The organism is Desulfoplanes sp. PS50 (genome assembly GCF_053851535.1).
This window is the reverse complement of the sequence record NZ_JBSPZA010000002.1, coordinates 39,012-64,660: the sequence shown is the minus strand read 5'-3', so window position 1 is coordinate 64,660 and position 25,649 is coordinate 39,012. Positions and strand designations below refer to the sequence as shown.

General features: G+C 52.2%; 26 protein-coding genes and 2 tRNA genes. 1 reads left to right on the top strand and 27 read right to left on the bottom strand.

Annotation, left to right across the window (positions count from 1 at the left end; genetic code table 11):
• Window positions 1-8 precede the first annotated feature (8 nt).
• The 26 genes from nadE to ACTVJH_RS01485 all read right to left on the bottom strand — a co-directional run bounded on the left by nadE (window position 9) and on the right by ACTVJH_RS01485 (window position 24,595).
• Complete coding sequence (gene nadE, locus ACTVJH_RS01610; RefSeq protein ID WP_455986787.1) at window positions 9-893, bottom strand: NAD(+) synthase; 885 nt, start codon at window positions 891-893, stop codon at window positions 9-11.
• Between the two features lie 55 nt (window positions 894-948).
• The gene (rho, locus tag ACTVJH_RS01605; protein ID WP_455986785.1) at window positions 949-2,196 is read right to left on the bottom strand and encodes a transcription termination factor Rho; all 1,248 of its coding nucleotides are present in this window, start codon (window positions 2,194-2,196) and stop codon (window positions 949-951) included.
• A 366-nt stretch (window positions 2,197-2,562) separates the two neighbouring features.
• Entirely contained in the window at window positions 2,563-3,105 is a 543-nt protein-coding gene (locus ACTVJH_RS01600) for a CarD family transcriptional regulator (protein ID WP_455986783.1), read from the bottom strand.
• A 325-nt stretch (window positions 3,106-3,430) separates the two neighbouring features.
• Window positions 3,431-4,015: an aminoacyl-tRNA hydrolase gene (gene pth / locus ACTVJH_RS01595; protein ID WP_455986781.1), complete on the bottom strand. Its 585-nt coding sequence runs from the start codon at window positions 4,013-4,015 to the stop codon at window positions 3,431-3,433.
• A gap of 117 nt (window positions 4,016-4,132) precedes the next feature.
• On the bottom strand, window positions 4,133-4,747 hold the full coding sequence (locus tag ACTVJH_RS01590; RefSeq protein ID WP_455986779.1) for a 50S ribosomal protein L25: 615 nt from the start codon (window positions 4,745-4,747) through the stop codon (window positions 4,133-4,135).
• A gap of 23 nt (window positions 4,748-4,770) precedes the next feature.
• Window positions 4,771-5,718, bottom strand: coding sequence for a ribose-phosphate diphosphokinase (locus ACTVJH_RS01585; RefSeq protein ID WP_455986777.1), 948 nt, complete (start codon window positions 5,716-5,718; stop codon window positions 4,771-4,773).
• Window positions 5,719-5,743: 25 nt separating this feature from the next.
• Window positions 5,744-5,819, bottom strand: a tRNA-Gln gene (locus tag ACTVJH_RS01580).
• Between the two features lie 3 nt (window positions 5,820-5,822).
• Entirely contained in the window at window positions 5,823-6,731 is a 909-nt protein-coding gene (ispE, locus tag ACTVJH_RS01575; protein WP_455986775.1) for a 4-(cytidine 5'-diphospho)-2-C-methyl-D-erythritol kinase, read from the bottom strand.
• Window positions 6,724-8,151, bottom strand: a complete 1,428-nt coding sequence (locus ACTVJH_RS01570; RefSeq protein WP_455986950.1) for a DegQ family serine endoprotease — start codon at window positions 8,149-8,151, stop codon at window positions 6,724-6,726. Before ACTVJH_RS01570 ends, ispE begins: the two co-directional genes overlap by 8 nt.
• Before the next feature lie 790 nt (window positions 8,152-8,941).
• The gene (locus tag ACTVJH_RS01565) at window positions 8,942-10,630 is read right to left on the bottom strand and encodes a bifunctional sulfate adenylyltransferase/adenylylsulfate kinase (protein ID WP_455986773.1); all 1,689 of its coding nucleotides are present in this window, start codon (window positions 10,628-10,630) and stop codon (window positions 8,942-8,944) included.
• Between the two features lie 211 nt (window positions 10,631-10,841).
• Window positions 10,842-12,092, bottom strand: coding sequence for an EAL domain-containing protein (locus ACTVJH_RS01560; protein ID WP_455986771.1), 1,251 nt, complete (start codon window positions 12,090-12,092; stop codon window positions 10,842-10,844).
• Window positions 12,093-12,587: 495 nt separating this feature from the next.
• Window positions 12,588-14,081 carry a sigma-54-dependent transcriptional regulator gene (locus tag ACTVJH_RS01555; RefSeq protein ID WP_455986769.1) on the bottom strand — a complete coding sequence of 498 codons (1,494 nt, stop codon included), beginning with the start codon at window positions 14,079-14,081 and terminating at the stop codon, window positions 12,588-12,590.
• A 483-nt stretch (window positions 14,082-14,564) separates the two neighbouring features.
• Entirely contained in the window at window positions 14,565-14,807 is a 243-nt protein-coding gene (locus tag ACTVJH_RS01550; RefSeq protein ID WP_455986767.1) for a hypothetical protein, read from the bottom strand.
• 154 nt (window positions 14,808-14,961) lie between these two features.
• Window positions 14,962-15,513 (bottom strand): FumA C-terminus/TtdB family hydratase beta subunit, encoded by a 552-nt coding sequence (locus ACTVJH_RS01545; protein ID WP_455986765.1) that lies wholly within the window; start codon window positions 15,511-15,513, stop codon window positions 14,962-14,964.
• On the bottom strand, window positions 15,513-16,349 hold the full coding sequence (locus ACTVJH_RS01540; protein WP_455986763.1) for a fumarate hydratase: 837 nt from the start codon (window positions 16,347-16,349) through the stop codon (window positions 15,513-15,515). Before ACTVJH_RS01540 ends, ACTVJH_RS01545 begins: the two co-directional genes overlap by 1 nt.
• A 76-nt stretch (window positions 16,350-16,425) precedes the next feature.
• The gene (locus tag ACTVJH_RS01535; RefSeq protein WP_455986761.1) at window positions 16,426-17,178 is read right to left on the bottom strand and encodes a fumarate reductase iron-sulfur subunit; all 753 of its coding nucleotides are present in this window, start codon (window positions 17,176-17,178) and stop codon (window positions 16,426-16,428) included.
• A 3-nt stretch (window positions 17,179-17,181) separates the two neighbouring features.
• Window positions 17,182-19,017, bottom strand: a complete 1,836-nt coding sequence (locus ACTVJH_RS01530) for a fumarate reductase flavoprotein subunit (RefSeq protein WP_455986759.1) — start codon at window positions 19,015-19,017, stop codon at window positions 17,182-17,184.
• A 14-nt stretch (window positions 19,018-19,031) separates the two neighbouring features.
• Complete coding sequence (locus tag ACTVJH_RS01525; protein ID WP_455986757.1) at window positions 19,032-19,682, bottom strand: succinate dehydrogenase/fumarate reductase cytochrome b subunit; 651 nt, start codon at window positions 19,680-19,682, stop codon at window positions 19,032-19,034.
• A gap of 312 nt (window positions 19,683-19,994) precedes the next feature.
• The gene (locus ACTVJH_RS01520; protein WP_455986755.1) at window positions 19,995-20,342 is read right to left on the bottom strand and encodes a hypothetical protein; all 348 of its coding nucleotides are present in this window, start codon (window positions 20,340-20,342) and stop codon (window positions 19,995-19,997) included.
• Window positions 20,343-20,597: 255 nt separating this feature from the next.
• Window positions 20,598-20,942 carry a hypothetical protein gene (locus ACTVJH_RS01515; RefSeq protein WP_455986753.1) on the bottom strand — a complete coding sequence of 115 codons (345 nt, stop codon included), beginning with the start codon at window positions 20,940-20,942 and terminating at the stop codon, window positions 20,598-20,600.
• 192 nt (window positions 20,943-21,134) lie between these two features.
• Window positions 21,135-21,221: transfer RNA gene (locus ACTVJH_RS01510), tRNA-Leu, on the bottom strand.
• A 17-nt stretch (window positions 21,222-21,238) separates the two neighbouring features.
• On the bottom strand, window positions 21,239-21,655 hold the full coding sequence (gene secG, locus ACTVJH_RS01505; protein WP_455986948.1) for a preprotein translocase subunit SecG: 417 nt from the start codon (window positions 21,653-21,655) through the stop codon (window positions 21,239-21,241).
• A gap of 148 nt (window positions 21,656-21,803) precedes the next feature.
• The gene (tpiA, locus tag ACTVJH_RS01500) at window positions 21,804-22,562 is read right to left on the bottom strand and encodes a triose-phosphate isomerase (protein ID WP_455986751.1); all 759 of its coding nucleotides are present in this window, start codon (window positions 22,560-22,562) and stop codon (window positions 21,804-21,806) included.
• Window positions 22,559-23,746 (bottom strand): phosphoglycerate kinase, encoded by a 1,188-nt coding sequence (locus ACTVJH_RS01495; protein ID WP_455986749.1) that lies wholly within the window; start codon window positions 23,744-23,746, stop codon window positions 22,559-22,561. The genes tpiA and ACTVJH_RS01495 overlap by 4 nt, the downstream gene beginning before the upstream one ends.
• A 168-nt stretch (window positions 23,747-23,914) precedes the next feature.
• Entirely contained in the window at window positions 23,915-24,295 is a 381-nt protein-coding gene (locus ACTVJH_RS01490; protein WP_455986747.1) for a rhodanese-like domain-containing protein, read from the bottom strand.
• A gap of 108 nt (window positions 24,296-24,403) precedes the next feature.
• Window positions 24,404-24,595, bottom strand: a complete 192-nt coding sequence (locus ACTVJH_RS01485; RefSeq protein ID WP_455986745.1) for a hypothetical protein — start codon at window positions 24,593-24,595, stop codon at window positions 24,404-24,406.
• 492 nt (window positions 24,596-25,087) lie between these two features.
• On the opposite strand from ACTVJH_RS01485, the gene ACTVJH_RS01480 reads away from it, so the two are divergent.
• A complete protein-coding gene (locus ACTVJH_RS01480; protein ID WP_455986743.1) occupies window positions 25,088-25,282 on the top strand; it encodes a hypothetical protein in 195 nt (64 codons plus the stop codon).
• A gap of 21 nt (window positions 25,283-25,303) precedes the next feature.
• Here ACTVJH_RS01480 and ACTVJH_RS01475 read toward each other — a convergent pair whose 3' ends face one another.
• A complete protein-coding gene (locus ACTVJH_RS01475) occupies window positions 25,304-25,591 on the bottom strand; it encodes a hypothetical protein (RefSeq protein WP_455986741.1) in 288 nt (95 codons plus the stop codon).
• Window positions 25,592-25,649 lie beyond the last annotated feature (58 nt).

The following is a 25,649-nucleotide window of genomic DNA, read 5'->3' as shown; positions in this document are numbered from 1 at the left end:
CGATCAGATCAAAGAGGGTTGAGGACCACCGGGCCCTGACGCTTGAATGATGTGGACTCGAACCGTTTGATAACGGTCTGCTGCCGAAGAATCTCGAGACGGGCCGCGTCTCCGGGCAGTGCAATACCCTGGATGCGTCGGTTCTGAAGTGAAAAATATTCCCTGAAGATCGACTCGGCCGCCTCATACGAGGAAACGCCCAGTTGATCCAGATCCGAGCTGGAGATGCCCAGGCCATCTGTGGGGACAGCAGCCATGGTGGCCCGTAAGGGTTCAGGATCGTCCAGCTCGTCACAGAGCATTCCGGCTAATTCGTATTCTGTTGACTTGGGAATGAGTTGCAGGGGGGAGACATCACCCACATCTCCATGCAGGGTCCAGAATCCGGTCAGCAACTCGTCGAGCTGATCCGTGGACACAACGCAGCCACGAAAGAGCTGGGCTGCATGGTAGAGAAACATCATTCTCGAACGGGCCTTGAGGTTGCCCTCGGCAATTCTGCTGGTCTTGTGGAAAAATCGAGCGAATACGTCCGAGAAGGCCACATACAGGGACGTCAGATCCTGGGTGGACGGAAGGGGAGGATCCTGGAAACCATACGCCGTGCAAACGGCTTCGGCCCGAGCTACTTCGTCAGGGGCGTTACCTTGGATGACCAGCGAAAAAGGGTGAAAGGGAATGGACCAGGCATGCATCAAGGCTGCCAGAAAACCGGAATCCACCCCTCCGGAAACGCCCAGGATGTAGCAGGAAAGGTTGTTGTCCTTCAGATAATCCCGAAGAAAGCGGGCAATCCGGTCCAGCAATTCAGTAGAGGCCGTGACTTCGAGCAGTTCAAGCCAGGCACTGTAGTCATCCTCGTGGGGAATATCCATACTCTCTGGGCGTGCCATATTCCTCTCCTCGATGTGGCCTGGATCGTTCGGGAAGACGGTCAAAATCAACCCGTCACTTGTTCATGATATCCAGAAACTCATTGTTGTTCTTGGTGCCACGCATCTTGTCCAACAAAAATTCCATACTGTCCACGCAATTCATGGGGGAGAGCACCTTGCGCAAAATCCACACCCGGTTGAGAATCTCGGGAGGCAGGAGCAGGTCTTCCTTGCGGGTTCCGGAGCGATGGATGTCAATGGCCGGGTAGATGCGCTTGTCTGAAAGATGCCGGTCGAGATAGATCTCCATGTTACCGGTTCCCTTGAACTCCTCGAAGATGACCTCATCCATGCGCGAACCCGTATCAATGAGAGCCGTGGCAATGATGGTCAGACTGCCCCCCTCTTCGATATTTCTGGCGGCACCGAAAAACCGTTTGGGCCGTTGCAGGGCATTGGAATCCAGACCCCCCGAAAGAACCCTTCCCGATGAGGGACTGACGGCGTTATACGCCCGGCCGAGGCGGGTGATACTGTCAAGCAGGATGACCACGTCCATCTTGCGTTCCACAAGCCGTTTGGCTTTTTCCAGAACCATCTCGGCCACCTGGACGTGTCGCTGGGGAGGCTCGTCAAAGGTGGAGCTGACAACCTCGGCATTGACGGTCCGCTCCATGTCGGTGACCTCCTCGGGCCGTTCGTCGATCAGCAGGACAATCAGGAAAGCGTCAGGATGGTTGGCATTGATGGAGTTGGCAATGGACTGCATAAGCATGGTCTTACCTGTCCGGGGTGGAGCCACGATGATCCCGCGTTGACCCTTTCCGATAGGGGCCAGAAAATCCACGATGCGCGCGGAATAGTTCTCCTTGCCATTTTCCATTTTAAACCGTTCGTCAGGATAAATGGGGGTCAGATTGTCAAAGAGGACGACCCGCTTGGAGCGTTCAGGATTCTCGAATCCAATGCTCTTGACCCGGAGCAGGGCGAAATAACGTTCCCCCTCTTTGGGGGGCCGAATCTGGCCGACAACCACATCACCGGTACGCAACCCGAACCTTCGGATCTGGGAAGGCGAGACATAGATATCATCAGGACCCGGCATGTAGCTGTACATAGGTGAACGAAGAAAACCAAAACCATCGGGCAGAATTTCCAAAACCCCCTCTCCGGAGATGGCCTTGTTCTGGGAGGCACATCCCTGCAAAAGGGCAAAAATGAGCTCCTGCTTGCGCATACCGCTAGGATTTTCGACCTTGTATTGGCTGGCGAGTTCCATGAGCTCAGCCATGGTTTTGGTTTTCAATTCGGATAGGTTCATGCGGAATACTCCAGAAAGTAAGGATCACATACTGTAGACGTGGTTAAAGAATGCCCCGACGTACCAAACAGACGTCGTGCATACAGCACAATTGACAATGGATGCAGGTATGAAAACATGCAGGGAGAGAAAGGCTGGATACAAGTATTTCAAGTAATTAGGAAATGCTTCTTTCAAGAATACATATATATCCACCACGGACAAAAATAATCTTGCGGGATTATTGTCCGTGGTGCTTTATTGCGTGGATTATTGGAAAAGAAAAAAATTTGTGGATGCTTTGATTTTCCCTGATAGATGAGAAAAAGATACTGCGTGGTCAAATAGAGAGGAAGAGTTTCTCGGCATTGATGGACTGTAAAAAACCTACAAGGACTTTTTGTCTTGGTCCTCGGCTAATTCTTCTTCCTTTTTTTGCAGAACATCGGCAAAAAGTGCTTCGATTTCTTTTTTGACGTCATTTTGATCTTTGTCAAGGGCAAAAGAGAGTTCCAAGGTAATAAGCCCCATGGCTTGCTCCAAAAGCCTCCGTTCCCCAAAAGAGAGATCCTTGTCCTTTCCAATGAGGATAAGCTCTTTCAAAACATAGGCAACATCTTTCAAATCGCTGCTTTTGAGCTTTTCCGAATACTCTCGATAACGCCGATTCCAGTTCTGACCGGAATAGCCTGTAAAGTCGGAACGATCATCAAGATATGACAGTATGCCTTGGGCCTCATCCGCAGTGTACAGGGCACGCAAGCCGACATTGGCGGCATTGCTCACGGGAACCATCAAAGTAACATTGTTGCTGAGAATGCGAACGATATAAAGTTCAGTGGATGCGCCACCGATCTCCTGCGTTTCAATACGCTCAACCTTTCCCACTCCCTGCGCGGGATACACTACGAGTTCGTCGATAGAAAACACGACATTTCCTCCGGGTCAAAAAAGAGTGTTCCTCTTGACGGTGTCAACGAGGCACAACCAGTAAACATCAGACTGCACACACCAAGGTGGGCAGCCATGTCATGCGATGCAGATAAAATCGGAACAATTGGATGTGACGAAACGCACGGGGATGGAGCCTGGTCGTCAACGCTTACGAGATACCGGTTCTGAAACAAACCGAGAAGAAAGCAAAAAGCATGTCACGCCGGGCCCGTGATAAGGACGGATCATCACCGATATGAAGGGCTTTACTACCCCAAAATTAAAAAATAGTCCATGGTCGAAAAGGGGATTCAGCCCCCTCTTATCGGGAATGCGATTCAAGCATGGCACGATCAATACCCTCATTGCAATAGACCTCGATTCCTTTGAGAGCTTGATCCAGGGCCTGATCGATTGCAGTGCTTTCTGCAGGCGCGAACTTCCCCAACACATAGGCAACCACGTCATGACCTGGATCGGGGCGATCGATGCCCATACGCAGGCGGTGGAACTCACGGGTGCCCAATACAGCTGACACGGAACGCAGCCCGTTATGGCCCGCCAGACCGCCCCCTTTCTTGAACCGTATCCTGCCCAACGGCAGGTCGAGCTCATCATGGACAACCAGGATATGCTCGGGATCGATCTCGCGATATCTGAGAACCTTCTGCACTGCGCGCCCGCTCCGATTCATAAAGGTGAGCGGTTTGAGAAGCAGCCAAGGATCGCCGTGGCCCATCCGCCATTCCCAGAGAACGAAATCTCTCTCAGCATTCGAAGACAGTCGGACACACCCGGGTTCGCGATTAACGAGACGGTCCACGACCATAAACCCGAAATTATGACGGGTCCTGTCGTATTGGCCACCAGGATTACCAAGACCTACGATGAGACCGGCGTGAGCCATGGCATTCTCATATGCGTAACAAAGGGGATAGAAACGGCAAGAGGCCTCTGACTCGAGGCCCCTTGATGGTGGGAATAGAGTACGAACAGAAGAAAAAAAGACCGAATCAGTGATCCGCTATTCTTCTTCCTCTGTCTCTTCTTCATCTTCACCCTCATCAGTAACGGAACGAGGGGAAATAACACCGACAACGGCGAAGTTGTCATCAAAAACAGCACTGACACCCTCACCAAAATCGACATCTGCTACCAGAATGCTCTGGCCGAGACGAAGATCGGTGACATCGAGAGTAAGGTTGTCGGGAATATCTTTGGGGAGACATTCAACCTCCACGGTTTCCCGAAAGATACCCAGCTTGCCGCCTCGGGTCACGCCTATGGCCTTTCCGGTAACACGAACAGGTATGGAGACAACGACTTTCTGATCCAAATCAACGCCAAAGAAGTCCACATGGTTGTACAGAGGCTTCAGGGGGTGATGATCAATGGCCTTGATGAGACAGGGCATGGTCTCGGTCTTACCATTCGTGACGATCTCCAGCTCAAAAACCTTGGAGTATCCGACTGCGTTAACCATCTTGTTCAGAACCACGAAATCAACCTTGATGGGGGCATTGTTCCCCTTGGAGTCATAATAGACACCTGGGACCATGCCACTCTCGCGGAGTCGATGGGTGGGACCCTTTCCGGTCTTGGTGCGGCCTTCAACTTGCAACTTTAAAAACTCGGACATATCGATTTCTCCTTTAAAACGCCCTAGCCCCGAAAAAGGACGCTTACAGACGATTCAGAATGAATATTATGAATGGCCTTCCCCAGCAGGGAACCCACGGAAATCACCTTGAACTTGCCGGAGGCCTGGGCCTCGGGCCTCAGCGGAATGGTATCGGTAACTATGATCTCGGAAAACGGGGATTTTTCAAGACGCTTGATGGCCGGACCGGACAGAACCGGGTGAGTGGTACAGGCCACGACCTTTTTGACCCCGTTGGTCGTAAGGATCTTGCCGGCCTCGACCATAGTCCCGGCCGTATCGATCATGTCATCGAGAACAACGGCTATCTTGTCCTTGACATTTCCGATGACCTGCATGGCCTGGGCTTTGTTGGGTTCATCACGACGCTTGTCAATGATGGCCAAACCGGCACCAAGGCGTTTGGCATAGGCACGGGCGCGTTCCGTTCCTCCGGCATCCGGTGAAACAACTACAAGATCCTGCCCAAGTGAAGAAATATAGTCGAGCAAAACTTCTGCAGCGTACAGGTTGTCCACAGGAATATTGAAAAAGCCCTGAATCTGTCCGGAATGCAGGTCGATAGTCAGAACCCGGTCAACGCCGCCGGCAGACAGAAAATCCGCAACCACCTTGGCACTGATGGGTACCCTTGGCCCAACTTTCCTGTCCTGACGAGCATACCCGAAATACGGGACAACGGCCGTCACCCTGCCGGCACTGGCCCGTTTCAGGGCATCGAGCATCAGGCAGAGCTCCATGAGGTTGTCGTTGACGGGCGAACAAATGGACTGAACGACAAAAACATCGTCACCGCGTACATTGTCGCCGATTTCCACCCGGGTCTCACCGTCGCTGAAGGTGCCGACAAAGGTTGGAGTCAGTCGGTCTCCAAGATGTTCACATATGGCTTCGGCCAAACGGGGATTGGCGTTTCCTGTGACAATCCGCAAATCACCATGTCGCGGCATAACGTGTGTCCTCGAAAAAAAAAATTGGCTGGGGCGGAAGGATTCGAACCTCCGAATGACGAGACCAAAACCCGTTGCCTTGCCGACTTGGCGACGCCCCAGCATCATTGAAAAAAGGAAATGGCTTTGGCGCGTAAATAGGCGCTCGCCCTTTCCCGATCCTGCTCCCGTTCGAAAAAAGCCACAAGACTTGCTCCGGAACCGCTCATCACGCATCCACACGCACTGAGGGCGATCATGGCCAGTTTGAGTCGGTACAAAGACGGGTGAACAGGAAAAACCACTCTCTCGAAATCATTGTACAGAACAAGATGCCGTCGAGAGGATGGATTCCTAACGGCTCGGCTGTGCATTGTCAAGATTCGAGAGGATTTTTTTTCCTCCCTGGCCGTTCTCAACATTTTGTCCCACGCCCCATAGGCCCATGCGGTAGACACGTGAACCTGCGGGCAGATGAGCAGATGATAATACTCCGAAAGGTCAAGATCCACCTTTTGAAGCCTCTCACCCCTTCCCCTGGCCCGGGAGGGATGGTTGACCAAAAAAAACGGGACATCAGCCCCCACATCCCGGGCCAGCCGGGCCAGCTGTTCCTGGGAGAGTCCCGCATCTTTGGCGGTATCGTTGAGCCATTTCAAAAACATGGCTGCATCCGAGCTTCCTCCCCCCAGCCCCCCTCCCACAGGGATATTCTTTTGGAGATACACGTTCAGGCAGGGGGCATACCCCATACGACGGGACCACGCATCATAGGCCGCATACAGGATATTGCCCTTGTCCGCGAGTCCTGTACGGGAACATGCCACCTCCAGCCCCGGTTTGCCCCCCCGTGATATGGTCAGGATATCGCAGGGTGAGGAGAGGGGGTAGAAAAGGGAATCGAGCTCGTGATACCCGTCAGGATGAACCCCCACAATAGCGAGACTCAGGTTGACCTTGCAGCCCGGCCGCAGAACGACCGGGCTGCGTAGTGCCTGCTCAAAGACTTCCTTGCGTACAGTCAACCTATTCACCCAGGGGAATGGTCCGAAACAGGTTCTGTCCCTTACGCTTCAAAAACAAAAGGACCACTCCGTTCTTCCTGGCCTTTTCAACAATCGCATTGAACGCACCGACCGTATTGACCGGTTGCTGGTTGGCCTCGAGAACCAGGTCTCCAGGAACGATTCCCGCTTCACCGGCCGGAGAATCACCGCTCATGTCCACGACCAACAATCCGCGAACGTCATCGATGCCAAGCAGTTCAAGCTCGTCTTGTACGGGAGCACGCAGAGTCATGCCCAGAACCTGACCACTTTGAGATGTGTCGCCCTGGGTATTGGTGCCCTTGGCTAATTCTTTAAGAGAACGCTCATCCAATGAAGCGGCAAGATGGAGTTTCTTCTCGTTGCGCCAGATGGTCAGGTCGACCTTGTCTCCAGGCAGGAGCCTGCCGATTTTACGAGTCAAATCAGTGTAGTCTTCGACATCGTCTCCATTGACAGCCAAAATGATATCTCCGGCCTTGACCCCTGCCCTATCGGCCGGACCGCCGGGCGTTATCGAGGCAACCAGGGCACCTATGTTTTCATCGAGGCCGAGGGCTCGAGAGGTATTGTCATCCATAGCCTGGACCATGACTCCAAGAAGCCCTCGTTTGACCTTTTTGAATTCCTTGAGCTGGTCAATAATATTTCTGGCCATGGCGCTGGGAATGGCGAAACCGATTCCCTGGCCAGATGCAACAATGGCCGTATTGATGCCAATGACCCTGCCCCGCATATCCAGCAGCGGGCCGCCGCTGTTCCCCGGATTGATGGAGGCGTCTGTCTGCAAAAAATTGTCATAGGGTCCGGCCCCGATGACCCGTCCCTTGGCACTGATGATTCCGGCAGTCACGGTATGATCGAGGCCAAAGGGATTGCCAATGGCCATGACCCATTCACCGACCTCGAGCTTGTCGGAATCGCCAAAGGAAAGAAAGGGAAGACGATTCTCGGCGCTGATCTTGAGCAGAGCCAGGTCTGTCTCAGAATCCGTGCCGATGATTTCAGCCAGATACGATTTCTCGCGTTTCCCGTTTTCCCGAAGCCGGACCTTGATTTCGTCGGCTCCCTCGACCACGTGGTTATTGGTCACAATATACCCATCGGAACTGATAATAAATCCGGATCCAAGGGATCGTTCCTTACGGGGCTGCTGGTATTGTTCCCCAAAAAACCGCTCGAACTGATCGAAAAATTCATCAAACGGGGACCCCTGCTCTGGTTGTCTGGGCATGAACTGCCTGAATCCCTGCCGGGGTTTGACCATCTTGACCGTGCTGATATTCACGACCGCCTCACCAGCATCCTCGGCCAGTTTGGTAAATTCGGGCAAGGCTGCCCAGCTGCTTGCGACCCAAAAAAACAGGGTCAGAAAAACAGGTGTAAGATGTATCACGGATTTCTTCATCATACCTCTCTCCTTGGTTGCAAACTCTATTGGCCAGCCAGCACATACTGATGTTTGACACGGTAGCAGGGATGCGAAACCAAAACGCACCCCGGGAACCCCGACCGCTGGTTGGCGCAGCACACACTCGAAATGTAGTAAGCCGACACGGGAAATAGTCAAGAACGGGGCAAACCAGCCATCATATTTCAGGTACTTGTATGAGGGAACAAATGTGCCGTGTGGTACACCGTCTGGTTCCTGGCCCCGGACAAAAGAACCTGCCCGTATATATCTGTTCCACCCAAAAAGGACAACACCCCTACGGGTGCTGTCCTTTTTGGGATGGCCACTCATCCGATACGCAAAGGAGATCTCAAGGGAGATGCAGGCATGCAACAAGACGGATGTAGATCACTTTCATGGTGACAACGAATCTTTGGACCAAGGATAGTGTACCAAGTCGTTTCAAGCTACCCCAAATCCAGGTGGAGGATGGTGTGGCCAAGAGCAGATGACATTTTCAATAAGCAATCACCATGCCTGGCACGCATGATTTTCCCCGAATTGTGCAGACCCCCTTGAAAAAAGAAAACAGGAAAACGATCAATGTACAAAACCCGCATCTACCGGGGTCTGAAGTGTTTTCGTTTGGCGCTTGGTTATCGTACACCATAACCCAACATGGTCCAACAACGTGAAAAAATGACAGACAAAAAAACCTTCTGTCCACAAAAATTGGTCGTATGCTCCAACCTGAGAGTTTATGTCGTCCAATCCGGTCCAACCGTCATGGCAGTGTCCACATTTCCTATTTGATATACCCTTGTTCTTCAAGAAAAAGGAGGACCATCTGGGCACCCTCCACCGGAGAAAGGGTGCTCGTATCGATGGTGAGTTCGGGATCTCGTGGCGGCTGATACGGATCATCGATACCGGTGACGCCTTTGATGATCCCTTGACGAGCCTTGGCATACAATCCTTTACGATCCCTGTTTTCACAGACATCAAGGGGCGTGCTCATAAAAACCTCGATGTATCCCCCATATCGAGAGATCAATTCACGATTATACTGACGAGAATCCTCAAACGGCGCAATGGGCGCACAAATGGCGATTCCCCCGTTCTTGGTGATCTCCGAGGCCACAAACCCTATACGCCGGACATTGAGTTCCCGGTGTTCTCTGGAAAAATCCAGTTCACTGGACAGATTGCGTCTGACCACATCTCCGTCGAGCAGGGTGACCGGGCGATCACGCATTTCCAGAAATTTCTTCCGGAGCACCTTGGCCAAGGTGGATTTCCCGGCACCCGACAATCCGGTCAGAAAAAGGGTGAATCCTTGCTTGTGGCGGGGTGGGAACGCATATCTGAGCTCATTGACCACATCGGGAAAGGAGAACCAGTCAGGAATTTCCAGGCCCAATTCCAAACGACGCTGGAGTTCCAGAGAGGAGATCTCCTTGGTATCCATCCCCTCCTGAACCTCTGTTTCAGGAATGTACTGCGCCTTCTCCGTCACGAAAACCATGGGCTCGAGCCGGACCGGCTGAATGCCGATCTCATCACAATACTTCTTGACCAGATCGTGTCCCGACCAACGTGGATACAAAGGCATGTCTTTGTCTGCGAACGGATCGGCAATGGTGTCCGAAAGCATGGCATGACTGCAGCCGTAGTTTTTGTGGATGATGGCACGCCACACGGCCTCACGGGGACCGGCCTTGCGCTCGGCAAGGGGAAGGATGCCCAGAAAAATCATGTTGGTGGGAAATTTTTCAGCAAAAGCCTGGTAACAGCGGACCTGCGTGATGGGGTCGAGTTTTCCTGTCTGGGACCCACCAACCAGGGGATGAAGAAATATACTCGCCCCGACTTCTCGGGCAGCCCGCAAGATCATCTCCTTATGGGCACAATGCAGACAGGTATCGGCCTGAAACCCCACTATCTGCCGCCATCCCATCTGGGAAAACTGTTGATGGGTCATGGACGGGGTCATCCACAGAGAAGGAAAATCATAGTGCATGGGCAGATGAAGGCCCTCCACCTTTCCGCCGAGATACCAGTCACCTACACGATCATAGAGGTGGCGCACCCCTGGATGTTTTGCCGGATCATCCGTGCCGAAAATACTCACCGCCTCCGCGCGTTTGTCCGGCCGCCACACGGATTCCACATGGAGTATGGCCAGAAGAAATCCTTCCTGATCCCGAAGGCCGACCACGCTTCCCGGTTCACATTGTTTGGCGAATCGCTGGGAGACATCGAGCGTCACGGGCATGGGCCAAAGCGTACCGTTTGCAAGGCGCATCTTGGAGAGAACGGACTCGTAATCCTCCTGACACAGAAAACCTTCCAGTGGATAAAAGGCACGATTGAGCAGAAGTTCGAGATCACATAACTGGCGGGAACTCAAATCAATGAACGGACAGGACAGAGTACTCTTTTTGAGATGCTCTGCCCGTCGAAAATGGACGAGGAGTGATTCAGAGGTATTCATGAACGGCACACGGCCCCTTGACAGGTCACGGGTTGCACCTCGTGCAAACGAGGATGGGGATCAGTCTGCCTGAAACAGGCAAGGAGGTGTGCATACACGGTTCGGGGACAAGATTCAATATTGCCGCAAGCGACGCTCAGGGGCGATCCGTCCTCATAGCTGGTTCATCCTGTTGTGCGCGGTTTGAAACTTTCGCACCGGTCTTGTATCGTCACTGGGAAAGAAATCGATCATGGCCTGGAAACAATGAGGGGGGTGAGCCCATAAAAGCCGGAACCTGTGCTGCCGTGAGAAATTGTGAGCCATCCTGCTGCTGAATGTACCGGCATTTGGTTGCACGAAGCGCTTCAGTGCTGCAGGAACCTCCCGAATACAAGGTCAAAACATGAATACCCAAAGAAGAAAAAATTTTGGCAAACGTGGCAAAAAGTTCGAATTGCCGGGTACTTCTTTGTGAACCCAGGGTATAGTTCCCGAGATATACCGCCTTGAACGGAATAACTGAAAACGCAAAAAAATAACTCAAATCCGCCAGATTGGTTCGTAACCTGTCGACGATAAAGTTCACGCCCAGGACATGATAACGGTGAAGAAGCAATTGCTTGGCTGTATCACGGGTCTTAAAACAGTCCTTGGAGGCCTTGATCCATACATCCGAGGCATCGAGCCCATTAGCAGCCAGACATCGCTGCAGCACATGCAGGATGCACAAGGAATTCATTTGCCCCAGCGACAAGCGAAGTTGAACAAAACAATGATGTGCATCGCAGGCACTTGCTTTCCATTTTCGAAAATCATCACAAACCTTGCCTAAAAACCATATTCCGAGAAGCAGGGACCCCCCGGATGTATCCAGGAGATGAAAAAAATCATTTGAAAAAAAGGAGTGTTCTTCAGAGGCCCATTGAATTCGGGCCTCGAATCCAGCCACCCGGCCCATCCGGATATCGTAAATAGGCTGATAGCGGACTGAAAAAAATGTATCTGCCAAGGCCTGCATCATGCACTCATGAGAGGCCCCCCGGGTAAAGATATCTTGCGAATCGACTCCGGAAAGCGCAACCTCCACCATGTCATCAACAGGATACCCTTGAGCAAGAGACCTTTGCGGGGTGACGAGCAAAAAAACTGTATCGCCCAGATTGCCGGCAGTGAAGACCCAGACAAGCACACTGCGTCGCTTTCCTCGCGTGGTCAGCCAGGTGTGGGAAACGATCCGGGGCTTCAGGACATCAGACCGGAAGTTCTTGACCAACACTCCGGCACTCTTGCTCCACCAGCGGCAAAAACCTCCCTGATACTCACCAAAAAGGGTATACATCTTCTGGTTGGCTGCATGGATTCTTCCATCACATCCAGCGATACAAAATCCCATGCCAACTTTTTGCAACAAGGGATCGCGGTCGAACTCAGAATCGATAAGACGTTCACACGAATGCGGGAGGTATGTAATATGTGGCATGTTTTTGTACCCAACAAGCCGGATGCGCTTGATTGACAAGTGAATCACCATGAACTCGAACCTGAACCTGAAATGATAGACCACGTTAATACAAAATGCATACCATCTAAATAATCCATCAAAAGATACCCTTGTATGTGCGTTTTCCGACCAGAAAACCTCATAATCTGCGCTCACGAACGTCAATACGACCCTCTTGGCCTGGTACCCGCACAGACAGCACGCCTCAAGGGAAAGCTGCCTGTGCACAAATGTTGTATGGATCCACAAGATATAGACCTCCCAGGTCCATGTTTGCGGGATGCAATACATCCAATGGCGATCAACCATGGGGATACCCCCCTGCGGATTATCGCCTTGATTTCGTTTTCTGCAGGTATGCCGGTCATCCGCTGAGATCCCTTTTTTTTGTACACGTAGATCGCATAAAAAAAACCCCTTTCGGAACCATTGGGAACCAAAAAGGGCTTGAAACAGGAGGCAAGGAAGAGATATTCAGGAAACCATTTTTTTTCGGGGTTTATTAAAATACCGGCCGTGTTTTTTGAGCAGCTGATACAACCGAGCCCTTGAGAGGTCTGAGTAGGAACAGGCCGAGGCAATATCACCCTCGGAAAGTTTTTCCAGGTCATCGAGATATACCGATTCCATTTTTGAAATCACATATTCCCGCATGGCCTTGTAGGTGAGGCAGGTTTCAGGGTCCAGGTTCCTTTTCACGATTTCCGTCGCCTGGGGAGCATGAACGACAACGGGATCCGAGGAAGGAGGCGGGGGTGGGACATACTCCATTTCAGGTCGTGGCAGATTGTAATTGGATTGAATGATCTTCACCCGAATATCCACGGGTAAATGATGAGGGTACAGATGGCGTTCCTCCATGGCGTTGTTCACGGCGATATAGAGGGTGTTGACCAGTTCCCGTACGTTCCCCGGCCAGGAGTAACAGGTCAGCGCATGGATGAAATCTTCGGAAGGCTGCTTGTCCACAACCTGATATTCTTTACAAATCCTGGATACATAATGGTTGACCAGGTCGAGAATATCCTCTCGACGTTCACGTAACGGCGGCAGCTCGATGACCATACCGCTGATCCGAAAGTAGAGATCCTTGCGGAATTTCTCGTTTTCCACCATCTCGAGCAGCGATCTGTTGGTCGCACAAACCAGTCTGAAATCGCTTTCTTCCTCGTGCTTCGATCCCAATGGCCTGAATCGTTTCTCCTGCAAAACCCGCAAAAAGGATTTCTGGACCTCGAGGGGCAGTTCGCCGATTTCATCGAGAAAGAGACTGCTGGTATCCGCCTGGGCCACAAGCCCCTGTTTTTTGGCCACGGCTCCGGTGAACGCGCCCCTGTCGTGACCAAAGAGCAGACTTTCAGCCAAAGTCCGGGTGAGGTTGGTGCAGTCAACCACAACCATCCGTTTACCCGAACGCGAGCTGTTCTCGTGCAGAGCACTGGCGAACAACTCCTTGCCGGTGCCGGTTTCACCCACAAAAAGAACGCTGCACATGCACTCCGATGCCCTGGCCAATGAATCCAGACAGCGGCGCAGACGCATGCTTCGCCCGATAATTCCGTCCCGTTTGAGGATCTTTTGCCGGGCAAAGGCCCGCCGCTTCTCTCTGCTTTGAAGAACCCGGGCGATCATGCACTGCACGGAGCCAATGGAAATAGGCGTTCCCAGATAGTCCCATGCCCCCCGGCTGATGGCCGAGGCCGCCGTTTCCGGATCACCCTCGTTGGTCATGGCAATGATATCCGGCATGGAAGGCAACTCCTGCAACTTTGCTATCCACTCCAGTCCCTGGCCCCCCTCCATCATGACATCAAGATAAACGACCTCGTAACTCGTGTCTGAAGAGGCTGCCGCATAGCCTTCCGTGATCGCCTGGACAAAAACAGGCTCGTGCCCCATTCGCTGTGAAAGTGTACAGATCGATTCACAAAATTCATCCTGTTTGCCGATGATCAAAATTTTGCCCATGGTCCCTTCTCCCACCTAACGCATTCGTATTATTATACTCCCTATGTTTTGCAATAGCATTAACGCCGGCAAGCCATCTCACCATTTCGATGAGGATGTGTTTGCCGCTAGCACACCGATAATTTAATGTCTACCCTCTTTAGATTTTTTCTCGTATTTTTATCGTTTTGTGAGACATTCTGCGACTTCCTGGTATCCTGATGAATCACCTTCAGGTATTACAACGACATCGTTTGTTGCAAAAAATCTTTTCTTTCATACCAATGTGTTAGGGAATGCCTTTCGCCATGATCATCTATACTGGTTTATTGTCACGACCTGCGCGATACAACGAATCGATCACGTACGCATCAAATCCTTTCAGCCGTAAAGGCAATGAACAAGAATCCACAACACCATGGAGCCATTTATTGAGAAGCACACAAAAAGCCCCCTGATCGAGATGATCAGGGGGCTTTTTGTGTTTGATAGAAAAAGAGCGAGTTACGAAGTCATCATCGCCTTTTCAAAGGAGTACACAAAATTGGCATACCCTTCGTAATCATTGAAGGTGATGTCCTGCTCGCCAAAATTTCCGGTCAACTTCAGGGTGTAGACTTGCTTCCCATTGGACGAATCAATCTTGAGCTCCTTGTGGACATCGTTCAATGGCACTTTCTTGGTGAAAAAGAACCATTGGGGAATAGCCAGACATTTCTCTTTCACATTAACCTTGACCTGAGCCATACTCGCCTCCTGAAGTTATGTAATTATGGACCGTTGGAAGCCCAATTTTCTTACATGATTAAAAGAAAAAATAGCACGAAAGCACAGCACCTGACAAGGGGGTTTTTGAAATATTCTCTGAAAGTCAGCACATAGGCCACGAAATATCCAGAACTTAGAACTCGGGGAGTTGGGGGGTAGCATACAATTCCCCTCCAACAGCGTCGTTGATCACCAAAAGCGGGAAGTCCGTGACCTTGAGAACCCGGACCGCCTCGGGACCGAGCTCCTCATAGGCGATGACCCTGGCCTTTTCGATACACTGGGAGATGAGCGCCCCCGCCCCACCGGTAGCTCCGAAGTAAACGCCTTTATGGGTTGCGAGGGCATCCCTGACTTCCTGATTACGCCTGCCCTTGCCGATACTTGCCTTGACTCCCAGTGCATGAAGATACGGGGCAAAGCTGTCCATGCGATAACTGGTGGTCGGTCCGGCAGATCCGATGGGCCTCCCCTCGGGAGCGGGTGAGGGGCCCACATAGTAGATCACAGCTCCCTGCAGTGGGAAGGGCGGCTTTTCGCCGTTTTCCAGAGCCTGGACGATCTTTTTGTGTGCGGCGTCTCTGGCCGTGTACACCAACCCGGAAAGAAGAACCTTGTCCCCGGCACGCAACCGGTCGATATCCTCGTCGGTCAGCGGAGTCTGGAGTCTGTATTCCTTACTCATTATATAGTTACCTCCAGATGACGTGATGAATGGCATTGGACATTCACGGCCAGGGGAAGACTGGCAATATGGCAGGGGGCCATGTTGATACGTACCCCCAGACAGGTGGTCTTTCCCCCCAGTCCCATGGGACCGATGCCCAACTCGTTGATTGCGGTGTAAAGTTCATCCTCCATGGCCGCTATCTCAGGATCAGGATGCGGAACATCCAGGGGTCGAAACAGGGCCTTCTTGGCCAAAAGAGGTGCCTGGTCAAAGGTTCCCCCAATGCCCACTCCCACAATGGTCGGCGGGCAGGGGTTGGGACCGGCCTCGGCCATCCGTCTGATCACGAATTCCCTGATCCCCTTCCATCCCTGGGCGGGCGTGAGCATGGTCGCACGGGACATGTTCTCGCTCCCACCGCCTTTGGCCATGAATCTGATGGTCAGCCCGTCCCCAGGGACCACCTCCGTATGAATGATGGCCGGGGTATTGTCTCCGGTATTTTTACGGGTCAGAGGATGACAGGCCGATTTGCGCAAAAATCCATCCTGGTATCCCTGCCGTACCCCCTGGTTGATGGCCTCGTAGAGATTCCCCTTGACATGACAATCGTTGCCGAGCTCCACGAAAAAAACCGCCAGCCCGGTATCCTGGCATAAAGGCAGACGCGTGGATTTGGCCAGGGCGGCATTGTCCAATAATTGCTGCAGAATCTCACGTCCCGCAGCCGAGGTCTCGTTCTGTAAAGCCGTTGTCAGGGCATCGAATACATCCCCCGGCAGTTCGACGTTGGCTTGGACAACCATTTCCGCGACCTTGTCCGTGATAATCGAGTCGTCTATCTGGCGCATGATTCGCTCCTTGTGCGAAAAAGGCCGGACACGGTCTTCCATGCCCGGCCGGATAATCCGATCACAACCCACCGGATCAGCGGGTCTTTTTTCTTCTGGCTGTAAGATCCTTGAGGGCGAAAAGCCCCATCTTGCGACGCAGAAATCCGAGCTGGTCCTGCAGGGGCAGATTTTTGGGACAGACATCCTCGCACCCCAAAAGCCCCATGCATCCAAAGATTCCCTCATCGTTCCCGATGAGCTCGAAATAATCCTTTTCCTCACGCTGATCCCTGGGATCGAGGATGAACCGGGCGATCCGGTTCAGGGCCACGGCCCCGAGAAAATCCTCGCGCATCCGGGCTGTTCCACAGGCGGCGAGACAGCATCCGCACTCCACGCATCGATCGAGCTCGTAGATTTTCTCGGCGGTTTCATTGTCCATACGCTCTTCTTCAGACGCGGGATCAAACTCTTTCTGGGTATGAATCCATGACTCGATATGGGTGTTCATCTCCCGAAACCAGGTTCCCGTATCCACGGAGAGATCGCCGATCAGCTTGAAAAACGGCAGGGGCAACAGGGTGATCTGACTGGGTAGATCCTTTGTCTTGGTCTTGCAGGCCAGATTGGGACGGCCATTGATGACCATGCCGCACTGCCCACAGATACCTGCCCTGCAGCAGAAATCGAATTGCAGAGAGGGATCCTGCTCCTCCCGGATCCTGTTCAAGGCAATGAACAGGGTCATGCTTTCGGTCTCATCCAGATAATAGGACTGCATGTGCGGCTTGGAATCCGGATCCTGGGGGTTGTAGCGAAAAATATTTATCGTGAGCATTCTATCCATGAATTAGGCCTCTTTTTCGTCTGCACTGATGATTTTTCCTCCGCCATAGCCACGTTCTCCAGGAGGAAGTTCAAAACTCGGGCTTACCGGCTCGTATTTCAGGGTGGGCAGATCCGCTCCCTCTTTCCAGGTGGCCAGGGTTCTGACCAGCCAGTCGCGGTCATTTCTTGCAGGATAATCCTCGCGGGCGTGGCAGCCGCGGCTTTCCCTGCGCTCCAGGGCACCGTAAGCCACACACAGCGCCATGCGAACCATACCCGGCAGTTTGAGGGCCATGGCCAATTCGGGATTGGCCCCCAACCCGTTGCTCACCAAACCAAGATTGGCGGTCCGTGACTGGACTTCCTGCAATGTCCTGACAGCCTGCTCCAGATCCTTTTCGTTACGGAAAATGCCCACACCCTTCATCAGGGCTTCCTGCATCATATTGCGCAGTTCAAAGACATTCTCCTTGCCGCCCCCGCTGATCAGGGTCTTGATACGGGCCTTGTCCCTGGTGATCTGTTCATCGATGACCGACGTCTTGAATGTTGCGGTAGCCCCCTTGAGGTACTCTACCACCTTGGCGCCGATGATCTTTCCGGCAACCACGGTTTCGGCCAGAGAATTGCCGCCAAGGCGGTTGAATCCATGCAGATCCCAGCAGGCAGCCTCGCCTGCGGCAAAAAGACCTTTGAGTCCGTAGGCGGCACCATCCTTGTCCGTACGTACTCCCCCCATACTGTAATGATGGGTGGGCCGTACCGGGATGAGTTGATGCAGGGGATCGATTCCCAGAAAATTCTGACAGATTTCGTCAACCTCGCGCAACTTGGTCCGGATATGGGTCTCGCCGAGATGACGGATATCAAGCCAGAGGTTGTCATCCCCATAGGAATTCTTCACCCCGAGTCCCTTGCGGATATGCTCGATCATCCGGCGGGAGACAACGTCCCGTGAGGCAAGTTCCGCCTTTTCCGGCTCGTAGTCGGGCATGAACCGGTCTTCGTTCCTGTCCAGGAGCGTTCCGCCATCGCCCCGACACCCTTCGGTGACCAGAATGTCCGTGGGCACGATGCCCGTGGGATGGAATTGGATGGCCTCCATGTTTCCCAGAGAGACAACACCCGTATCCAGGGCGATGGACTGTCCACCACCCTCGCAGATGACCGCATTGGTCGTATTCTTGTAGATTCTTCCATATCCCCCGGTGGCCACCAGAGTTGCCTTGGCCAGATACACCCGGAGCTTACCGGTCTTCAGACATCTGGCCACGACCCCCTGACACGCCTCCCCGTCATGGATCATGGAGATGGCCTCGATCCGATCATGAACCTGAACACCCATCTGGGTGGCACGATTATCCATGGTATAGAGCACGGCATGGCCGGTCCCGTCGGACGTATAACAGGTCCGCCACTTGGCAGTGCCCCCGAAATTACGGGAGGTGATCAATCCTTCCTTGGCAGGGTCTTCGAATTTCTCGTATTTCTGCCCCCCCTTGTAGTAGAATCCCTTGCCGCCGACCACACGATTCCAGGGGACTCCCCAATGGGCGAGTTCGCGCATGACAATGGGCGCAGTGTCCACAAACATCCGGGCCACCTCCTGATCACACCCCCAGTCCGAACCCTTGACCGTATCCAGGAAATGGACATCCGGACTGTCGCCTTCCCCCATGACGGAATTGCCGAGCGCCGCCTGCATACCGCCCTGGGCGGCAGAGGAGTGGGAACGTTTGGAATGGACCAGACTCAGACAGATGACATCAAACCCGGCCTCGGCAGCCTCGATGGCCACGCGCTCACCGGCCAGGCCCGCACCCAGGCACAACAGGTCTGTATATATTGTTTCTACCATGTTTCCCCCTTGCTCTACACACTCAGAAAATAAAAACGCATCAACGACACCAGGTCGACGACAATCAGGACCCCTGCGAAAATATACAGGTATTTTTTCATCCTGGCCCTGTTTTCACGTCGGATGTACCCCCACTTGACCCCGGCCCGGTAGATGCCGATGGCCACATGCATGGCCACGAAGAGGAGAAAGAAAAGATAGAACCACAGCCATGTGCCCTCATAGAGCAGGGCAACGGATTTTTCTGCGGTAATGGGAAGATCGTTCAAGAGGACCCACATATGGATGGAACCCATGAGCAGAATGAGCATCCCTGTCACGGCCTGCACCAGCCAGAGCCAGGTGTCCTCATGACGCATCATGCGAGCGTGCCTCCAGATGATCCGCTGCTGGGAGGCCCGAAACGGGATCTTGCGGGCAGCAAGCACAAAATGCAGCAAAAAGACCAGAGCGATGATCGGTCCGCCGACCTGGGCCAATCCGGTGGTCTCGAAGAAGCCGGCCAGGCCGTCAAATGTGGCCGCCCCAAAAACAACGCTGGCCACAAAAAGAGAATGGCCCATGATAAAAAGGACCAAACCGATACCTGACAACACCTCCAGCCAGTCCAGGACCGCCGAAGTCCTGGTCGGAGACTGGACGTGCATGGTCGTATCACTCCACATAGAACCTCCCATAAGATATTGGAACACAAGAATAACGCCAAAAAAAGGTTTGATTTTATTACTCGATATACGAGTCAAAGGCAAATGAATTGCTCCCCCTTACGAGGCAGAGTCAACCCTGATCCGGGGAGATGCCCAAACAGGGCTGTAAGTGGTAGAGTCTACAGATAGACGGCACGAGTCATAGCCATGCACAATCACCCCAGAAAGGGATATCGGTGTGGCAAGGGTACGCAAAAACAATGGCCCGGGATAACGGCAAAAAAAAAGCGGACCATCAAAATGGGTCCGCCAGTGTGACAGGAAAATAAACTACCGTGAGGGAGGTGACCAGCATTCAGCATGATTGGTCCGGGCAGCCAACTGTTTTTTGGCCCGGAGTTCCTCGATCACGTCAATGTCATAGCCGTTCCATTCAAAACCCATGAGCTCGGCCACCCAGGTTTTTTTGGTGGGATCATACCAGGTTCCACCGACATTGTGCTCCCTGTACCAGACAACAGTCTGGATTTCATTTTCGCGACAGATTTCCAGACGTATATCAATGGCATCTTGCGAATGGACACAGATACCGTCCTCGTATTCGTACTCCTTGGTAAATATCTCATCCTCGGAGGTTCCAAGCGTCTCGATCACGACCTTTCCATGCAGCTTTTGCATACCCTCATCTCCGCCATCCGACAGCTCGTGCCGGTTGTTGGCAACCACTGAAAGTGGTCATGCCCATAAACGTAGGGGTCACTTAGTGAATAAAAGCGCAAAGATCAAGTTCCAGATCGAAGAGCTGTCCTGCACAGGCCCCTTGATCCAGGCGGCAAAAGGTGGTGATCCACACGTAACCCGTCAAGACAATTGAAATATCCTGTCTGGACACACAGGGATGATGCGTCCCGCCCCGATGATCGTAAAAAATGCTCAGCTTTTTTTGGATCGATCCTTTCTGTCCGGCCGGGGGCCTGTCGTGTGCCTGTACCTTTGACCGGGAGAAAATGGCCTGGATGTCCCCTTGTGCCTGTCCTTGTTTCGTGTCGAGTGTTTTGCCCAGAGAGAAACAAAAATATGTTTGATCAACCGCCAGGAAAAAATTCCCATCCAGGCAACAAAAGCCATATTGGTCTTGGCGGCCTGTCGGAACGACTCCTTGATCAACTCCTTGGATTCCTCAAAGGATTCCTCGGTTTCAGGATTGATCTCAACCGGTTTGCGCCTGGGTTTGACAACGAGATTTTGGGTATATGAATCACGCTTTGTATCGGACATGCTCGATTCCCGTAAACTTGCTGCCAACCGGGCTTGCGAACCCGGTATCTTCCACCTGATCCGTCCGAGTCCGGCTGGCCATTGTTACTTTCTGTTCGCATCAGTTCCCTTGCATACGCCACGTCCCGGACCTATGCAAGGGAGCATACGAAAAGAGCCGCCTGAATAATTCAGACGGCTCATGTACATGCGTGGTGCCGAAGGGGGGACTCGAACCCCCACGGGTGTTAACCCACTAGCACCTCAAGCTAGCGTGTCTACCAATTCCACCACCTCGGCATCCTTATCATCCAGCCCTACTGCTTGGCAGGATCGTTTGCTGTTTCAGTGTCTTGCACCGAGTCAGCAGGAGAGGCTTTTACGGATTTCGATTCCTCTTGTCCAGAACTTTTTGCATCGTCTGCAACATTTTCTTCGGATTCACCGGAAACCGGGGCCGGAGCCTGTTCGGCAATCGGTGCCGGGGCATCAAGAACGATGGATTCCCTTGGGGTTTTATGCTGCATCGTACTTATATAGGTGAAGGTCAGCGAGGTGACGAAGAAGACGGCAGCGGCCGCGCCGGTCAGTTTGGTCAGGAGTCCACCGGCCCCACCGCTTCCGAACAAAGAGGTACTTCCGCCGCCAAAAATAACCCCCATGCCTTCCTTTCCGGACTGCAGGAGTATCAGAACTACCAAAACAATACATGCGATAACATGAATGGTGATCACCAAAGAATTCAAGGTCTCGACCTCCTGACCTACCGAGCAAGGCCCGTGTGGGCCTTTAACTGTCCAAGACAAACATCTTGGGGTTATATGTTCGACCGGGTGTTTTTACAAACCACCCTGCAAACAAAAAACACATCTTTTCAGATGATTATGCCAACACAATCCGACTGAAACTTTCAGCCATCAAGCTCGCGCCTCCTACCAACACCCCGTCGACATTGTCAAGGGCGATAATGGATCCGCAATTGTCCGGCTTGACGCTTCCCCCATAGAGGATGCGGATATCTTTACCGGCCTCGGAAAATATATCCACCAGTTTGGAGCGAACCAGGCCGTGGGATTGAATGATCTCATCAGGCCCGGCAACTTCACCGGTGCCAATGGCCCAGACGGGTTCGTAGGCCACGACAAGGTTGTCCACATTCGCTGGGCTTACTCCGGCCAGCCCCTTGTCAAGCTGCCTGAAAAGCACTTCCTCGACACGATCCCTCTTGCGTTCATCAATGGTTTCACCAATACACAAAATGATCGAAAGTCCCTTTTCAATCCCGAAAGCCACCTTCTCGCCAACAAACTCGTCACGTTCCTTCAGGATATGCCGGCGCTCGGAATGTCCGGCCAGGGCATAGGAACAGCCAAGATCAAGAAGCTGTTCCGGGCAGATCTCTCCGGTAAATGCTCCCTGATCTGATGGATAAAAATTTTCCGCACCAAGAAACATATCTCTCTGTCCGGCGAGCTCCCCTCCCACTGCGTGAAGCAGTGTAAAGGGTGGAATGACAAGCATCTCCCTGTCTTCGGGAATAGACCCGGAAACACGTCTCACCAGTTCCCGGGATGTTGCAACACCGTCTTCAAAGGTCTTGAACATCTTCCAATTGGCCGCCATGAGTTTTTTCTTTTTCATTGCGTCTCCTTATCCTGAAGGGCCTTGAATGCCGGCAGATCCTTGCCTTCAAGAAATTCAAGGAAGGAACCGCCGCCCGTTGACATGAAAGAAATCTTGTCCTGGATACCCAAGGTATGGATGATCACATCCGTATCCCCTCCTCCAATAATGCTTAAAGCCTTCGACTGAGCTATGCCCATGGCCAGATTAAAGGAGCCCTGGGAAAAAAACTTATTCTCAAAAGCCCCCATGGGGCCGTTCCAGACAATGGTTGCAGCGTCACGGATACCCTCGGCAAACAGCGCCGAGGTTGCAGGACCGATATCCAGGATCATTTCATCACCGGGAACATCCTGATAGGGGCAGACCCCGGCTGTCAGCTCCCCCTGGGGGCTCTCGCCCAGAATACAGTCGACTGGCAGATAGAGACTCACGCCCCTGTTCCTGGCCTTGTCCACGATAGCCCTGGCCTCATCCAGAAGATCGTTTTCAACCAGAGAGGTTCCCACCTCGTAGCCCAGGGCCTTGATAAAGGTGTTGGCCATGGCCCCGCCGATCAGGATGCGGTCAACCTTGTCCAAAAGGGAGTACAAGACACCGAGTTTCGAAGACACCTTGGCCCCGCCGACAATGGCCACAAAGGGCCGCTTGGGATTCTTGAGTGCTTCGCCGAGGTATTCCCACTCTTTTTTGAGCAGCAAGCCTCCACAGCACAGGGAAAAATGATCGAGCACCCCGACCACGGATCCGTGTGCACGGTGAGAAACCCCAAAGGCATCGTTCACATACCCATCAAGCCCATTGGCCAGTGCCTCGCAAAATTCGGGATCATTTTTCTTTTCTCCCGCATGGAACCGGAGGTTCTCAAGCATGAGCACCTGACCGGACTTTAACCTGTCGACCATGGCCCTGGTTGGCTCGCCGATACAATCCGGAGCCATTTCCACGTTTCTGTCAAGAAGCCCGGCAAGATGTCTGGCCACCGGGGCCAGTGAGAGCTCAGGTACGACCGTTCCTTTGGGTTTACCCATGTGCGAACAGATAACCAGGGCGCACCCGTTATCAAGAGCGAATTTCAGGGTCGGCAAGCTGGCCTTGATCCTGTTGTCATCCTTGATCACCCCATCCTCGATGGGAACGTTGTAGTCTACACGGATGAGCAGGCGTTTGCCCTTGATGTCAACATTATCGATAAAACGCATGCAAGTCTCCTTCAAATTGAATCACGATGAAGAAAATATCCCCTGAAACCACTCAATGAGGTCTGGTCATGGTTCATGCGGGACCATGGGATAACCATTGATCGTCTGGCCGGGACACTGCTTTTTCTGAAGAGTGGAGCATCCCAAGGGCAGAAAAAAACCGATTCATTACGACATGATCTTGATCAAGGCACCGGGCTTGAGTGCAGCGGCCATGGCATCAGTGCCCGAGGTCAACCCCTTGACCTCCTCATACCCGTGAAAAAGAAGATAGACATAGCACATGGCTGCCCTGAAAGTTGTAGCGCAAAAAGGAATGATAAATTTGTCTCTGGGAATCTCGTCGAGGCGATCCGGGATTTCTTCCAGGGGAATGTGTTTGGCAAAGGGAAAACTCAGATAGTTCACCTCTTCCTTGGCCCGAACATCCAAAAAGAAGAAGTGATCGTTGCCGATCAGGGGCAATGCCTCAGGCATGCTCATCCCGTATTCTCCCGTGGCAAAAAACGTGAAATCCATGTCGCGCATAATCTGTTCACATGCTTCCATTGTAAAAATACCTCCTTGGGTAGAGTCGTGCAACAAAAAAACCATTACCCTTTACCCCAATTTTAAAGCAAAAAAAAGAGTATTTATGTGAACAAATCCTGCAGGAGATCAGCAACGAAATTCCTGGAAACCCAACGCCCCGAGCAGCCTGGATCTACCAGGAAGGAGGATTAATATCTCATTGAAAAACAAAACGGATTTTGGCATGATCGTAAGCTTCACCATATCTGCATCTGTCATGGATGAACCATGGTCTTCAAAATCATCAGTCATGCTGACATCCATCTCTCCCTGGCTCATGAAAATCTTGGGGTGGATTCCCTGATACAGGGACCAATTCAAAAAAAAATGCGGCCTTAGAACTCATAGCCGCATTGGTCCAGGAACACGAAGAGGCGCGGATAGGCAGGCGCTACGAAACCTTCACACCCATCACCTTTATCATTCATTGGTACCTTACTCGTAAAAGTCTGCCATAAAAAACAAGAAAATTTGTAACTATTCAGGTCAAAATTTATCAGGCGCAACAGACTGCAATGTAATCTTAAATTTGAGTGCCAGCCCCTAAATTTTAGAGATTTAAGGATTTCAGAAATTTTAGAAATTAAGGACCTGCACGCTAACCGCCTGTAATTTCTTAAATCTCTTAAATTTCTAAAATTTACAATTCTGATTCCCGGGAAATGCACCTGAATAGTTACGAAAATTTTATAACAGCTTGAACTTAAAACTTAAAACTTAAAACCTAAAACTGCGGCTTGGCCGCATGAGTAACCTTTAAGGGATAATCCCATGTGTCCATTTTCAACTCATTGTAAATTTTTTATTTTTTTCCAGCAATCAGACAATCCCCAGGTCAAGGCATCGATCAGAAATATCTGCAGAAACGAAAAAACCTGGCAGGGGTGCGTCCGGGCCTTGATGATCAAGAAAAACGGCAGGGCTGATTTGGCTGCCGACATCGGCCCCGAAGGAAGAGTATTGTAGATTGGGGGAGATATCCGAATCTCAGGTTCTCTCTTCGATGATTCGGGCATATTCTGCGGCAAAATGGGGATCGATGTCCCTGATATCGGCTTGGATTTCCAGATGATCGAATCCATTTTTGAGCACGAATTCAGCCAGAGAGCGGCCGGAAGTACCGGAATGGACCATCATCACATATCCGTCTTCATCACGTACAAAAAGCGCATACGAACCGCTGGACCGGATTTCCAGAGAAAATTCCCTGGACCAGGACGCAGGATCACCTGAGGTGTTCACCGCTCCAAGATAGTGGCCGGGTAGTTCCATCATATTCTCATTGTTTCAAGGTGGTGATACATCCGGGAGGCAAAATGTTCTGCAACCCTCT

Excerpts from the sequence above, each read along its gene's own strand:
- rho (WP_455986785.1), bottom strand. The coding sequence starts at position 2,196 with ATGAACCTATCCGAATTGAAAACCAAAACCATGGCTGAGCTCATGGAA.
- ACTVJH_RS01550 (WP_455986767.1), bottom strand. The coding sequence starts at position 14,807 with ATGGCTCAGGTCAAGGTTAATGTGAAAGAGAAATGTCTGGCTATTCCC.
- ACTVJH_RS01565 (WP_455986773.1), bottom strand. The coding sequence starts at position 10,630 with ATGAATACCTCTGAATCACTCCTCGTCCATTTTCGACGGGCAGAGCAT.
- tpiA (WP_455986751.1), bottom strand. The coding sequence starts at position 22,562 with ATGAAAAAGAAAAAACTCATGGCGGCCAATTGGAAGATGTTCAAGACC.
- ACTVJH_RS01570 (WP_455986950.1), bottom strand. The coding sequence starts at position 8,151 with ATGAAGAAATCCGTGATACATCTTACACCTGTTTTTCTGACCCTGTTT.
- ACTVJH_RS01590 (WP_455986779.1), bottom strand. The coding sequence starts at position 4,747 with ATGTCCGAGTTTTTAAAGTTGCAAGTTGAAGGCCGCACCAAGACCGGA.
- ACTVJH_RS01475 (WP_455986741.1), bottom strand. The coding sequence starts at position 25,591 with ATGATGGAACTACCCGGCCACTATCTTGGAGCGGTGAACACCTCAGGT.
- ACTVJH_RS01515 (WP_455986753.1), bottom strand. The coding sequence starts at position 20,942 with ATGTCCGATACAAAGCGTGATTCATATACCCAAAATCTCGTTGTCAAA.
- pth (WP_455986781.1), bottom strand. The coding sequence starts at position 4,015 with ATGGCTCACGCCGGTCTCATCGTAGGTCTTGGTAATCCTGGTGGCCAA.
- ACTVJH_RS01530 (WP_455986759.1), bottom strand. The coding sequence starts at position 19,017 with ATGGTAGAAACAATATATACAGACCTGTTGTGCCTGGGTGCGGGCCTG.
- ACTVJH_RS01490 (WP_455986747.1), bottom strand. The coding sequence starts at position 24,295 with ATGGAAGCATGTGAACAGATTATGCGCGACATGGATTTCACGTTTTTT.
- ACTVJH_RS01560 (WP_455986771.1), bottom strand. The coding sequence starts at position 12,092 with ATGCCACATATTACATACCTCCCGCATTCGTGTGAACGTCTTATCGAT.
- nadE (WP_455986787.1), bottom strand. The coding sequence starts at position 893 with ATGGCACGCCCAGAGAGTATGGATATTCCCCACGAGGATGACTACAGT.
- ACTVJH_RS01535 (WP_455986761.1), bottom strand. The coding sequence starts at position 17,178 with ATGGATAGAATGCTCACGATAAATATTTTTCGCTACAACCCCCAGGAT.
- ACTVJH_RS01485 (WP_455986745.1), bottom strand. The coding sequence starts at position 24,595 with ATGAGCCAGGGAGAGATGGATGTCAGCATGACTGATGATTTTGAAGAC.
- ACTVJH_RS01585 (WP_455986777.1), bottom strand. The coding sequence starts at position 5,718 with ATGCCGCGACATGGTGATTTGCGGATTGTCACAGGAAACGCCAATCCC.
- ACTVJH_RS01555 (WP_455986769.1), bottom strand. The coding sequence starts at position 14,081 with ATGGGCAAAATTTTGATCATCGGCAAACAGGATGAATTTTGTGAATCG.
- ACTVJH_RS01540 (WP_455986763.1), bottom strand. The coding sequence starts at position 16,349 with ATGCGCCAGATAGACGACTCGATTATCACGGACAAGGTCGCGGAAATG.
- ACTVJH_RS01520 (WP_455986755.1), bottom strand. The coding sequence starts at position 20,342 with ATGCAAAAGCTGCATGGAAAGGTCGTGATCGAGACGCTTGGAACCTCC.
- ACTVJH_RS01545 (WP_455986765.1), bottom strand. The coding sequence starts at position 15,513 with ATGAGTAAGGAATACAGACTCCAGACTCCGCTGACCGACGAGGATATC.
- ACTVJH_RS01495 (WP_455986749.1), bottom strand. The coding sequence starts at position 23,746 with ATGCGTTTTATCGATAATGTTGACATCAAGGGCAAACGCCTGCTCATC.
- ACTVJH_RS01480 (WP_455986743.1), top strand. The coding sequence starts at position 25,088 with ATGTGTCCATTTTCAACTCATTGTAAATTTTTTATTTTTTTCCAGCAA.
- ACTVJH_RS01525 (WP_455986757.1), bottom strand. The coding sequence starts at position 19,682 with ATGTGGAGTGATACGACCATGCACGTCCAGTCTCCGACCAGGACTTCG.